The 11,969-nt window shown below is 67.1% G+C and carries 11 protein-coding genes; 3 read left to right on the top strand and 8 right to left on the bottom strand.

Annotated elements, in window-relative coordinates:
• Positions 1-23 precede the first annotated feature (23 nt).
• The 6 genes from U5798_RS32030 to U5798_RS32005 form a co-directional block, all read right to left on the bottom strand.
• On the bottom strand, positions 24-848 hold the full coding sequence (locus U5798_RS32030; protein ID WP_124454052.1) for a phosphodiesterase: 825 nt from the start codon (positions 846-848) through the stop codon (positions 24-26).
• 87 nt (positions 849-935) lie between these two features.
• The gene (locus U5798_RS32025; protein ID WP_322084332.1) at positions 936-1,967 is read right to left on the bottom strand and encodes an ABC transporter ATP-binding protein; all 1,032 of its coding nucleotides are present in this window, start codon (positions 1,965-1,967) and stop codon (positions 936-938) included.
• A 13-nt stretch (positions 1,968-1,980) separates the two neighbouring features.
• Complete coding sequence (locus U5798_RS32020; RefSeq protein ID WP_322084331.1) at positions 1,981-2,889, bottom strand: ABC transporter permease; 909 nt, start codon at positions 2,887-2,889, stop codon at positions 1,981-1,983.
• Between the two features lie 10 nt (positions 2,890-2,899).
• On the bottom strand, positions 2,900-3,724 hold the full coding sequence (locus tag U5798_RS32015; protein WP_124454046.1) for an ABC transporter permease: 825 nt from the start codon (positions 3,722-3,724) through the stop codon (positions 2,900-2,902).
• 17 nt (positions 3,725-3,741) lie between these two features.
• Positions 3,742-4,770 carry an ABC transporter substrate-binding protein gene (locus tag U5798_RS32010; protein ID WP_322084330.1) on the bottom strand — a complete coding sequence of 343 codons (1,029 nt, stop codon included), beginning with the start codon at positions 4,768-4,770 and terminating at the stop codon, positions 3,742-3,744.
• 84 nt (positions 4,771-4,854) lie between these two features.
• Positions 4,855-5,880: a substrate-binding domain-containing protein gene (locus tag U5798_RS32005; protein WP_124454042.1), complete on the bottom strand. Its 1,026-nt coding sequence runs from the start codon at positions 5,878-5,880 to the stop codon at positions 4,855-4,857.
• 865 nt (positions 5,881-6,745) lie between these two features.
• Between U5798_RS32005 and U5798_RS32000 the strand changes: the two genes are divergently transcribed.
• A complete protein-coding gene (locus U5798_RS32000) occupies positions 6,746-7,372 on the top strand; it encodes a flavin reductase family protein (protein WP_124454038.1) in 627 nt (208 codons plus the stop codon).
• Positions 7,373-7,507: 135 nt separating this feature from the next.
• On the opposite strand, the gene U5798_RS31995 is transcribed toward U5798_RS32000, so the two are convergent.
• The gene (locus U5798_RS31995; RefSeq protein WP_124454036.1) at positions 7,508-8,980 is read right to left on the bottom strand and encodes an HD domain-containing phosphohydrolase; all 1,473 of its coding nucleotides are present in this window, start codon (positions 8,978-8,980) and stop codon (positions 7,508-7,510) included.
• A 244-nt stretch (positions 8,981-9,224) separates the two neighbouring features.
• On the opposite strand from U5798_RS31995, the gene U5798_RS31990 reads away from it, so the two are divergent.
• A complete protein-coding gene (locus U5798_RS31990) occupies positions 9,225-9,716 on the top strand; it encodes a hypothetical protein (RefSeq protein WP_322084329.1) in 492 nt (163 codons plus the stop codon).
• Between the two features lie 31 nt (positions 9,717-9,747).
• Here U5798_RS31990 and U5798_RS31985 read toward each other — a convergent pair whose 3' ends face one another.
• Positions 9,748-10,698 carry a LysR substrate-binding domain-containing protein gene (locus U5798_RS31985; RefSeq protein ID WP_415859525.1) on the bottom strand — a complete coding sequence of 317 codons (951 nt, stop codon included), beginning with the start codon at positions 10,696-10,698 and terminating at the stop codon, positions 9,748-9,750.
• Positions 10,699-10,852: 154 nt separating this feature from the next.
• Here U5798_RS31985 and U5798_RS31980 point away from each other — a divergent pair, with 154 nt between their 5' ends.
• Entirely contained in the window at positions 10,853-11,884 is a 1,032-nt protein-coding gene (locus tag U5798_RS31980) for an alcohol dehydrogenase catalytic domain-containing protein (protein ID WP_221623695.1), read from the top strand.
• Positions 11,885-11,969: the final 85 nt, after the last annotated feature.

Raw genomic sequence — 11,969 nt, 5'->3', positions numbered from 1 at the left:
CGCCGGCCATCAGCCGCCAGCCGTCAGTCGACCAGCTCGCCCGTCGGTTCGTAGAACGGATACGGGCCGGCGCCTTCGTCGACGTACACGTGGTGCGACGTCATGCCCGTTTCGGGCGTGTAACGATGGACCGCGAACGCGGGCGGTTCGAGCCGGAATGCCGACGGCGCGTCGGTCCGCAGGTCGAATGCGACCTGGTGCGCGGGCGACGGCACCGCCGACGCAAGCGTGCCGCCGAAGCGCGTGAACATCGTGCGGTGCACGTGACCGCACAGCACGCGCTCGACGTTCGGATGACCGCGCAGCAGCGCGTCGAGTTTCGCGGAAGCGGCGGGCGCGAGGCGCAGCTTGTCCATGTGGCCGATGCCTGCCACGAACGGCGGGTGATGCAGCGCGACGATCACCGGCCGGTCGCGTGCGGCGTCGAGCTGGGCGGCGAGCCAGGCGAGCCGTGCGTCGCACAGGTCGCCGTGGCTTGCGCCGGGCACCTGCGAGTCGAGTGCCAGCACGCGCACCGCGCCGACGTCGAGCGCGTACTGCACGAATTCGCCGTCGTGCAGTTCTGCGCGCTCGGCAAACGCGCGGCGCAGCCCGGCGCGGTCGTCGTGATTGCCGATCATCAGGTAGTACGGAATCTCGAGCGCGGCGAGCAGCCCGCGCAGGTTGCCGTACTCTTCATCGTGGCCGAAGTCGGTGAGGTCGCCGGTGACGAGCACGGCGTCGGGGCGCGGCTCGAGTGCGTTCAGCTTCGCGATGCAGCGCGCGAGCGCGGCCGCCGTGTCGACGCGCCGGTACGCGAGCTGGCCCGGCCGCTTGATGTGGAGATCGCTGATTTGAGCAAGCAGCATCGAAGTTTCTCGGAATCGTCTGGTTGTTGTGGGGGCGGCGTCGTGCGCCGCCGTGGGGTGCTGCATGAATGATGCCCGAACGACGGATTACGCGCCGAGCGCGATCAGGCCTTCCGGCGCGATCGTGAGGCCGACCGCCGTGCCGCGTGCGAGCGCGATGCGGCCGGGCACGTCGATCACGAGCGCGTCGGGCGCCGCATGCTCGATCGTGAGCCGCGTGCGCTCGCCGAGGAACGCACACGCGCCGACCGCGCCGCGTAGCGGCGCATGCGCGGGATCGGCGAGCTGCGCGTCCTCGGGGCGGAAGAACCATTCGTCGGCGGCATGCGGCGTTGCGATCGCGCCGCCTGTCGTCACCAGCGCGCCGTCGCGCCATTGTCCGGCCAGCCGGTTCAGCGTGCCGATGAACTGCGCGACCGTGCGGTTCGCCGGGTGGTAGTAGATGTCGCGCGGCGTGCCGATCTGCTCGATGCGGCCCGCGCCCATCACGACGATCCGGTCGCCGAGTTCCATCGCCTCGGCCTGGTCGTGCGTCACGTAGACGGTCGTCACGCCAAGCTCGCGCAGCAGCGCGTTCATCTCGCGGCGCAGCACGTCGCGCAGCTTCGCATCGAGCGCGGTCAGCGGTTCGTCGAGCAGCAGCACGCGCGGCCGCACCGCGAGCGCGCGCGCCAGCGCGACGCGCTGCCGCTGGCCGCCGGACAGCTGATCGACCGGTTTGTCCGCATGTGCGTCGAGCCGCATCATCGCGAGCAGCTCGTCGACGCGTTCGCGCAGCGCGCGCGGCTCTGTCTTGCGGATCTTCAGCCCGTAGCCGACGTTGCCGCGCACCGTCAGGTTCGGAAACAGCGCGTAGTTCTGGAACACCATGCCGACCTGCCGGCGCTCGATCGGCAGCGCGGTGACGTCGTCGTTGCCGAACGCGATCGTGCCGCCGGCGTCCGGCGTGTCGAGGCCCGCGATCAGGCGCAGCGTCGTCGTCTTGCCGCAGCCGGACGGCCCGAGCAGCACGAGTGTTTCGCCCGCGCCGATCGACAGGTCGAGCGGTTCGAGCACGCGGATGCCGCGGAACGTTTTTGCGCAGCGGGTCAGCGTGATGGGAGTGGAATCGAGTTTCATGTCTGCGAAAAATTCAGCGCGGGCGCTTCTTGAGCGCGCGCGTGCCGGACGGATCGACGCCGAGCCACTGCATCGCCACGAGCAGCGGCAGCGTCATCAGCAGGAACAGGATCGTGTACGCGCTGCCGACTTCGAGGCGCAGCGACGCATAGGTATCGGCGAGCCCGACCGGCAGCGTCTTGGTATCGGGCGTATGCAGCATCCACGTCAGGTTGAATTCGCCGATCGACAGCGTGAGCACCGCGAGCGCGCCTGCCACGATGCCGGGGCGCAGGTTCGGCAGCACGATCGTGATAAAGCGCGTGACGAACGACGCACCGAGGCTCGCCGCGCCTTCCTCGAGCGTGCGCAGGTCGGCACCGGCCGCGACGGCGGCCACCGCGCGCACCATGAACGGCAGTGTGAACACGACATGGCCGACGACGATGAACCACAGGCTCATCCGGAACGCGGTGAAGCCGCCGTACACCACCAGCAGCGCGAGCGCCGAAGCCAGCCCCGGCAGCGCGACCGGCAGCACGAGCGCTTCCTCGATCGCACGGGCGACGCGGTGCTTGCTGCGCGCGAGCGCATAGCCGGCCGGTACGCCGGTGACGAGCACGATCGCGAGCGTCGCGAATGCCACGTAGAACGACAGCGCGACCGAGCCGTGATACTGCTGCCACACCTGTTCGAGCCAGCGCAGCGTGAGGCCGCTCGACAGGCCGCGGAAATAGTTGACGGTCAGGCCCGCGAGCACGGACATCACGACAGGCACGATCAGGAACGCGCACAGCAGCAGCGTGACGCCCCATTGAAGCGCGGCGATCGCGCGTGCACCCGTGACGCGCGGCGCGCGGCGCGCGACGCCGTTCGCCTGCGCGGGAGCGGGCGCCGGTGACGGTGACGGTGACGGCGCGGAAGAGCCGGAAAGCGATTGCATGCGTAAATCCTCAGGCCGCGGCGGCGGCGGTGTGGCCGGTGAAACGGCGCGCGAGCGCGAGCACGGCCCAGGTGACGATGCCGAGCACGATCGACAGGCCGGCCGCCGTCGCGATGTTCGCGTTGAGCGTGAACTCGGTATAGATCGTCATCGGCAGCACGTTCAGGTCGGTGGCGAGCGTGAACGCGGTGCCGAATGCGCCCATCGCGGTCGCGAAGCAGATCGCGCCGGCCGCGATCAGGCCCGGCGCGAGCGCGGGCAGCACGATGTCGACGAAGATGCGCCATGGCGACGCGCCGAGCGAACGGGCGGCTTCCTCGAGCGACGCGTCGAGCTTCGACGCCGCCGCGATCACGGTGACGATCACGCGCGGAATCGAGAAGTACAGGTAACCGATGAACAGGCCCGCAACCGAGTACGCGAATACCCACTTGTCGCCGGTGAGTTTCGCCGACAGCATCCCGATCAGCCCCTGGCGGCCGGCGAGCATGATCACCATGAAGCCGACGACGACGCCCGGGAACGCGAGCGGAAACGTCAGCAGCGCGAGCAGCACGCGCTTGCCGGCGAATTCGCGGCGCGCGAGCAGGAGGCCCGAGATCGTCGACAGCGCGAGCGTCGCGAGCGTGACGCCCGCGGACAGCGCCACCGTCTCGCCGAGGCTCCTCATGTAACGTGCATTGCCGAGCAGCGCCGCGTAGTGCGAGAAGAACGCGCCGTCGGCGGACACTTGCACGAGCGACGCCATCGGCAGCAGCCAGAACGCGGCGAACACCGCCAGCGCCGGCGCGACGAGCGCGATGCGCCAGCGCAGCGGGAAAGTCAGGTCGAGCATCGGTTGCGTCCCGCGGCTTACTGCATGATCTGCAGGTACTGCTGGCCGAACGCTTGCTGGCCGGCCGCCATCTTGCCGAAGTCGACCGGCTTCGCCCGTGCGTATTCGCTCGCCGGCAGGAACTTCGCGGCGATGTCGGCGCCGAGCGTCTGCGCGCGCACCGGGCGCAGGTAAGCGTTGGCCCACTGCTTCTGACCTTCGTCGGACAGCACGAAGTCGAGCACCTTCTTGCCGTTCGCATCGTGCGGCGCGCCCTTCACGAGGCTCATCACATACGGCACCGCGATCGTGCCTTCCTTCGGAATCACGAACTCGACGTTCGCGTTGTCCTTGTACTTCGCGCGATACGCATCGAAGTCGTAGTCGAGCAGGATCGGAATCTCGCCGGACAGCACGCGCGCATAGGCCGTTTGCTTCGGCACGATCGGCGCGTTCGCCTTCAGCTTGTGGAACCAGTCGAGGCCCGGCTTGAAGTTGTCGAGGCTGCCGCCGAGCGCCTGGTTGACGGCGACCGCACCGGCGTAGCCGACGAATGCGCTCGACGGATCGAGATAGCCGACCATGCCCTTGTATTCGGGCTTCAGCAGATCGGCCCACGAACGCGGCACCGGCTTGCCGTCGAGCGCGTCCTTGTTCACGAAGAAGCCGAGCGTGCCCGAGTGGATCGCGAACCAGTAGCCTTGCGGATCCTTCAGGTTCGCGGGGATGTCGTTCCAGTGCGCGGGCTTGTACGGCGCGATCACGCCCTTGTCCTTCGCCTGGAACGCCGACGACACGCCGAGGTAGACGACGTCGGCGACCGGGCTCTTCTGCTCGGCGATCAGTTGCGCGATCGACTGGCCCGAGTTCTTGTTGTCGAACGGCACGCGGATGCCGGTCTTCTGCTTGATCGCCGCGATCTGCGCGGCCCAGTCGGCCCATTCGGGCGGGCAGTTGTAGCAGATCGCCGTTTCGTCGGCGTGGGCGGCAGGCGCGCCGGCGATGAGCGCGGTGCAGGCGAGCGGCGCGGCGAGCGCGCGCAGCAGCGAGGTCAGGCGAAAGGACACGGTGAATCTCCGGGCGAGTGGGTGTGACGCTGGGGTGGTGTGGTTATTGGGTATGTGTGGCCGCGCGGCGCGTGCGTTCGGCGCTCAGGCGTTGCGCAGTTGCAGGTCGGTGGCCGGCGGCGCAATCGTCGCACCGTCGCGCACCGTGTGCGGCAGGATCGTCGACGTGCGCTCGATCGCCGCGCCGCCGATACATTCGACGAGGCGCTGCCACGCGTGGCGGCCGATGTCGCGGTTCGGCGTCGCGACGCTCGCGAGCGGCGGCGCGAGCAACTCGCCGATCGCGATGCCGTCGAAGCCGAGCACCGACAGGTCGTCGGGAATCGAGAAACCCGCGCGGCGCAGGCCGCGCATCACGACCATCGCGAGCAGGTCGTTGCTGCAGAAGAGGGCGGTCGGACGCGTGGCGTGCGCGGTGAGATGCGCGAGCACCGCATCGGGCAGCTCGGGCGCGTTGAAGTCGACTTCGACGGGCGGCAGCGCGGCCACGCCGACTTCCTCGAGCGCCTGCGCATAACCGAGATGACGCTGGCGTGCGCGGTCCGACGCGGCGAGCGAGCCGGCCAGCATCAGCACGCGGCGATGGCCGTGCGCGGTCAGCCGTTGCACGCCGTCATACGCGGCGCGGCGGTTGTCGACCGATACCGACGGGCGGCGTTGCGTGTCGTTGTGCATCAGCACGTAGTGCGGCCCGTCGCGGTCGAGCATGTCGAGCAGCGGGTGCGTGTCCGCATCGGCGACGGTGAGGATCAGCCCTTCGACGCGCTGCTCGCGCAGCGTCTCGATCGCGTGACGCTCGCGCGCCGCGTCGTATTCGGTCGTCATCAGGATCAGCTTGAAACCGGCCGCGGTCGCGAGCGCGTCGATGCCTTGCAGGCAGTCGGCGAACACGGGGTTCGACAGCGTCGGCACGACGACGCCGACGAGCCGCGTGCGCTCGCCGCGCAGTTGGCGGCCGAGCGGGCTCGGGCGGAACTGCAGCGTTTCGATCGCGGTGCGGATCGTTTGCAGCGTGGCGGGGCTGACGGTATGCGGGGCATTGATCGCACGCGAGACGGTGGCGATCGAGAAGCCCGCGAGGGCAGCGACGTCCTTGATGGTCGAGGTCATGAAGTCATGCGATGTAAACGTTTTCGGCCGGGAAATTATCGAAAACGTTTGTGACTTCGCGATGACGCAAGCGACGCTTGTTTCGCAAGAAGCACGATACAAACGTCAGACGGTTGGGGCCGTCGGACGACGCGGACCCGATTGTATCGGGGATGTTGCGGCGCGGGAGAAAATCGGCGGATGTGTCGTATCGGTGGTGATGACACGCGCCGGGCGCGAGGAGCGCGGCGGAATAAGGGAACGCATGCGCAAGCAATGGTAGAATCGCGTCCGCCCTCTTGCCGGGGTGATGAAATTGGTAAACATAGCGGACTTAAACGATTGAGTGCCCGGTCGGAAACGGTCGGTGCAGAACCCTTCAAATTCGGCGAAACCCCTGATGTGCGCATCGAGGCAACGCCGAGCCAAGCCTCGCGGTATTCGCGAGGAAGGTGTAGAGACTAGACGGGGGGCGCCTAAGGCGCACGGGCAGCGGTCACGCCCGCGCGCGACGGTGAAGGCATAGTCCAGCGCACGAACGGCATCGCTCACGCGACGCCGGCTTTGAAAGAAGCAGTGTGACGAAAATCCGCCGCCTTAACTGGCTTGCCGGTTCAAGTCCGGTCCCCGGCACCATCGATTGCGTTGACGCGAATCGATTCGATGTAGGTGAAAAAACCCGCGAGAAATACAGCGCTCGCGGGTTTTTTTATTTGGCGCAGGCATCTGCCGCGGCACGCCAGCGCGGTTCACGATGCACTTCACTGCGCCGAAAGCGACACCATGTGATACTGGCACGCACGTCGCACCGGCGCCTGCGTCGCCACCGCCAAACGCGTTCCGCCGACGGCTTCCCCGTCGTTCGCCTCTCGCCATCCGATCCGTCATGACCGACTCGACCCATCACTATTACGAACCCTCGCAAGGCCACGGGCTGCCGCACGATCCGTTGAACGCGATCGTCGGTCCGCGCCCGATCGGCTGGATCTCGTCCCGCGGCAGCGACGGCACGCTGAACCTCGCGCCGTACAGTTTCTTCAACGCGTTCAACTATCGCCCGCCGATCATCGGTTTTTCGAGCACCGCCGCGAAGGACAGCCTGCGCAACGTGCAGGAAACCGGCGAGTTCGTGTGGAACCTTGCGACGCGCGATCTCGCCGAGCGGATGAACCAGACCTGTGCGGCGGTGCCGTACGACGTGAACGAATTCGAACTCGGTGGCTTGACGGCGGTGCCGTCGCGCCTCGTCGACGTGCCGCGCGTCGCGGAAAGCGGTGTGAATTTCGAATGCAAGGTGACCGACGTGATCCGCCTGCGCGATCATCGCGGTGTCGAGACGCCGGCCACGCTGGTGCTGGGCGAGGTCGTCGCCGTCCATATCCGCCGTGATCTGCTGAAGGACGGCATCTTCGACACGTTCGGCGCGGGCATCATTCTTCGTGCGGGCGGCCCGTCGGCCTATGCATACGTGACGCCCGACAGCCGCTTCGACCTCTTGCGCCCCGACGCATGATCGATCGCGCGCCGCAATAAGCGGGCAGGCAGGAGCATGCCTCTTTCGCACGCATGACGACCCGATTCAGGCGGGCGGCGTACCGGACACCGGGCCGTGCGGCTAGCGTCGTCGACGCAAACCGGCGCCACGCCTTCAGATCAGGCCCATTGACGATGCCTTGAGCGTCGCTGCTGCGCGCGTCGAACAGCCAAGCTTGCGAAACACGCTTTCGACGTGCGTGCGTACCGTGCTCGGGCTGATGGTCAGTTCCCGCGCAGCCTCCTTGTTGCTCGCTCCGCGCGAGATCACACGCAGCACGTCGATCTCTCGCTCGGACAGGCCGGCACCGGCCGGCGCGTTTCTGGATACGCGTCGGGCGACGGGGATCGATGCCGACGTCAGCACGCCGACCGCTTCGCCGCATAGCCGGCCATTGGCCGCTTCGTCCCGCAGCAGGCGGGTGGCCGCGTCGTCGGGCAGCGCGGCGCGCCAGGGGCGCGGCGATCGCAACGCGACCCACGCGACCGACGCCGCCAGTACGCGCGCTTCCAGCGTCAACGCCGGGGCGTGAGCGCCGCGGAAATATCCTGAACCGTCCAGCCGCTCGTACGCAAGCGACGCAAGCAGGGCGGCCTGGCTCAGCGCGCCGGATTGCTTGCCGGCGCGTTCGGTCCAGTACGGTACCAGCCGCACCTTCTCCCACGCGCTTGCCGGCAGCGTCGCGGGCAGGTTCCATACGTCGTTCGGCACGGCGGCCCTGCCGATGCCGTGAATCAGTCCGGCCAGGTAAACGAGCGAACGCCCCGCATCATCCGGTTTGAGTCGCGCATGACAGTCGGCCGCCGTCGTCGCGACGGCACGTGAAAACCCCGTCATCCACGGCAATTTCAGGTCGACGATGTCGGCGATCAGTTCCGCGGATGTCATCCGCTGCATATCGGACGTTGCCAGTGCGATATCGAACTCGGCCGGCGACGAGCGCGCCAGTTCCGCCAGCCAGGCCTCCGCGTGACGAACCGTCGTATCGACGAGGTGCGCCGGATACCGCGAGTCTGCACGCTGCCTGATCAGCCCCAGGGCCGGCTCGACGCCATATGTGCGACTCAACACCTCCAGATCGCCGGCAAGCGCAACGACCGGCACGGCAACGGGTACCTGTTCGCGTGCGAGTTGTGCCGGGAAGCCGTTGCCGTCCCACGCCGCGAAAATATGGCGCAGCGCCGTTTCCGTCGCTGTCGAGAGCCCCAGTATTTGCGCGACCTCGCCGGATACTTCGCAGTGAATCCGTGCGAGTTTCATCATCGACGCGCCGGCGCTTTCGATTGCCTCGGCCATGCCGGCCCTGTTCTCGAGCATCGCCGTGCGGATCGCGATGTCGTCGCCGAACACTTCCGCGAAACCGGGTGCATTCGCCGTGCAACCCGACCAGCGAAGCAGCGACGCCTCACGAACCGTATTGCAAACCGATGCGCCCAGTCCTGCTGCGTCCGCGAGGCGTACCCCCAGCCACGCGGTGCGAAGCGAGTGGTCGGTCGGTTGTCCCATGCTCAGGTCGCCGATGAAAGCGATGGCCTTCACGGAATCGAATATGCGCAGTGCGGCGTGGCTGGCTTCGGTGTTGAACATCGGGTTCGGCTTGGAAAATCGCGGGGACGAGTGACCGATCATACGCGACAGCGCGGGGCCCCCAGTTGCGTGACGCTGTCCGGGGTCGGTCATTTGACCGATCCCGGAGAGCCCGCACGATCGGGACAATCTGGCTGCATGCGGAGCAAGTGAAATGCAAGGCCGCTCGAATGCTTCCGTGTGCCGTGGGGGCACCCGTGTCGCGGCGATCGGGGCCGATTTTTTCAGAAGGAGTCGTCGTCTTATGCCTCATCCCATTTCCACTCTGGGTGCCGGTCACACCATCGTCAGCCTCGCGACGTTCGCCGCGGGCCTCTACAGCTTCGCCCGATATCAGAAGATCGACAGCACGACGCGGTCAGCCAGGCTTTACGTCGCAGGAATGGTGATATCGGTGTTCACGTCGTTTGGCTTGTCCAGCACGGGCGGCTTCAATGCCGGGCATGCCCTCGGCATCCTGGCGCTGATCGCGACAGCGGGCGGACTCCTCGTTCCGCGCATCGAAATGCTGGGGCGCGCGCGGCCGTACCTGGCCCAGTTCGCATTTTCGTTCAGTTTCTTTCTGTTGCTGGTTCCCGGGATCAACGAGACGCTGACGCGGTTGCCGATCGGTCATCCGCTTGCGGACGGTCCCGAATCTCCCATCGTGCGCGGGTCGCTCGTCGCGTGGCTGGGCATCTTCGTGCTTGGTGCCGTGTTGCAGGGTGTGCAGTTGCGGTCGCGCCGCAGCACCTGAACGCGCGGCGAGCGGGCTCCCTATCGTTTCGTTATTCGGGGCGCCCGGCCGCGCGGCGTTCCGGACCGGCGCTTGCCGACTGAACCCTCAACGTGTCGATCAGCGCGCGCAACCCGCCGGAAACATGGCGATGGCCGGGGTAATACAGGCACAGTCCCGGCATGACCGGACACCAGTCGGTCAACACACGTTCGAGATGCCCGTCGCGCAGTGCATCGTGGACGAGATGATCGGGCACGAACGCGATCCCGATGCCGTCGATCGCGGCATCGACCATCAAGGGCTGGTCGGTCAGCGTGAGCGGGCCGCCGACATTGACCGTTTCAACGACGCCACGGCGCTCGAACTCCCAGCGGTAGATCGCGCCGCTGTCGAAGCGAAAGCGAATGCAGTCGTGCCGGTGCAGATCCTGCGGGACGCCGGGGCGCCCGCGCGCGGCGAAATAGGCCGGTGAAGCGACGGCGGCGAACCGCACCGGTTCGGACACGCGAACCGCGATCATGTCTTGCGGCACGGCTTCGGCCAGCCGGATCCCCGCATCGAATCCGCCGGCGACGATGTCGCCGAGTTTCCCGTCCGTCACGATGTCGAGATGAACCTGCGGGTAGTCGCGCAGGAAGCGCGCGAGCACCGGCTTCAGCACCATGCGGATCGCGCCTTCGCTGGCGTTGATGCGCACGGTGCCGCTGGGCGTGTCGCGCATCCCGTCGACCGCGAGCATCGCGTCGGCCACCGACGAGATTGCCGGACGGAGTTTCTCGAGGAGGCGCTCGCCGGCATCCGTCAGCGACACGCTGCGGGTCGTGCGGTTGAACAGGCGAACGCCCAGGCGCTGCTCGAGGCTCTTGATCGAATGGCTGATCGCAGACGGCGTGACGTCGAGCTCGATCGATGCCGCGCGAAAGCTGAGGTGCGTTGCCGCGGCAAGGAACACGTTGAGCGAGAGGAGATCGCCGCTTTTCAATTGATGAGCGGAATTCATCGTGACGTAAAGATTGGCGAGATTGTCATGATAATGCGCCTTATTTAGACTAGGGCGTCCGTCAACGCAACGGCCGGCTGCGGCGCCCGCGCCGCGGCGGCTGCGTGCGCAGGCGGACCAATGCACCCTACGTTCGGTTGAAAAGGAGCAAGCAATGAAGATGAAGGCGGTCGTGATGACCGGCGCCAATCGCCCCTGGGAAGTGTGGGAAGTGCCGGTGCCGGTAGCCGGGCCGGGGCAGGTGCTGGTGAAGGTTCATGCGTCGGGGATGTGCTACACGGATGTCTGGGCAACGCAAGGTTACGGCGGCGACATTTACCCGCAGACACCCGGCCACGAGGTCGTCGGCGAAATTGTCGAAGTCGGTGCCGGCGTCCATGCGCGCAAGGTGGGCGACCGGATCGGCACGACGTGGGTGCAGTCCGCATGCGGGCGCTGCGCGTACTGTCGCGAGAATCGTCCGCTTTCCGGTCAGACGGCCGTGAACTGCGACGCGCCGCGGACCACCGGGTTTGCTGCGCAGGGCGGACATGCGGAGTACATCGCCGTCGCGGCCGAGGGGACGGTGCTGCTGCCCGACGGACTGACCTATGTCGATGCCGCGCCGATGATGTGCGCCGGCTACACGACGTGGAGCGGCTTGCGCGACGCGGCGCCGCAACCGCATGAGAAGGTCGCCGTGCTCGGCATCGGCGGATTGGGACACGTGGCGCTGCAGCTGTCGCGGGCCTGCGGTTTCGAGACCATCGCGATCACGCACTCCGAGGACAAGCGCGAACTGGCGATCCGGCTGGGCGCGGACCAGGTCGTCGCGAACGGCGAAGAACTTCGCGAGGCAGGCGGCGCAGACGTGCTGCTCGTCACGACCAACGAATTCAGTACTGCAGAGGAAGCGATGGCCGGGTTGCGGGTCGACGGCCGCGTGATCCTCTGCGGGCTCGACTTCACGAAGCCGTTCTCGATCGCGTCGGCGCGCAAGCCGTTCCACATGATGCGTCAGCAGGTCATCGGCTCCACGCATCGCGGTTTGCGCTATCTGAGCGAAGTGCTGGAGCTTGCCGCCAAAGGCCGGGTCAAGCCGATCGTCGAGACATTCGCACTGGACGACGCGACCGAAGCCTACGACCGCCTCGCGTCGGGGAAGATGCGCTTTCGCGGCGTATTCACACCTGCACAAGGACACTGAACCCGAAGTTTGCCCGGAGGCGGGGAGGTATCCCCCCGGGCAAGCTCGAGATTCGTCCGACCTGGCCGCCACCGGCTGCGGCACG

This window comes from Burkholderia sp. BCC1972 (assembly GCF_905339605.1).
Classification (GTDB): domain Bacteria; phylum Pseudomonadota; class Gammaproteobacteria; order Burkholderiales; family Burkholderiaceae; genus Burkholderia.
The sequence above is the reverse complement of the archived record's forward strand: the minus strand, read 5'-3'. Positions and strand labels throughout refer to the sequence as shown.

Coding starts and splice junctions, on each gene's coding strand:
- U5798_RS32030 (WP_124454052.1), bottom strand. CDS start 848: ATGCTGCTTGCTCAAATCAGCGATCTCCACATCAAGCGGCCGGGCCAG.
- U5798_RS32025 (WP_322084332.1), bottom strand. CDS start 1,967: ATGAAACTCGATTCCACTCCCATCACGCTGACCCGCTGCGCAAAAACG.
- U5798_RS32020 (WP_322084331.1), bottom strand. CDS start 2,889: ATGCAATCGCTTTCCGGCTCTTCCGCGCCGTCACCGTCACCGTCACCG.
- U5798_RS32015 (WP_124454046.1), bottom strand. CDS start 3,724: ATGCTCGACCTGACTTTCCCGCTGCGCTGGCGCATCGCGCTCGTCGCG.
- U5798_RS32005 (WP_124454042.1), bottom strand. CDS start 5,880: ATGACCTCGACCATCAAGGACGTCGCTGCCCTCGCGGGCTTCTCGATC.
- U5798_RS32000 (WP_124454038.1), top strand. CDS start 6,746: ATGACCGACTCGACCCATCACTATTACGAACCCTCGCAAGGCCACGGG.
- U5798_RS31995 (WP_124454036.1), bottom strand. CDS start 8,980: ATGTTCAACACCGAAGCCAGCCACGCCGCACTGCGCATATTCGATTCC.
- U5798_RS31990 (WP_322084329.1), top strand. CDS start 9,225: ATGCCTCATCCCATTTCCACTCTGGGTGCCGGTCACACCATCGTCAGC.
- U5798_RS31985 (WP_415859525.1), bottom strand. CDS start 10,698: ATGAATTCCGCTCATCAATTGAAAAGCGGCGATCTCCTCTCGCTCAAC.
- U5798_RS31980 (WP_221623695.1), top strand. CDS start 10,853: ATGAAGATGAAGGCGGTCGTGATGACCGGCGCCAATCGCCCCTGGGAA.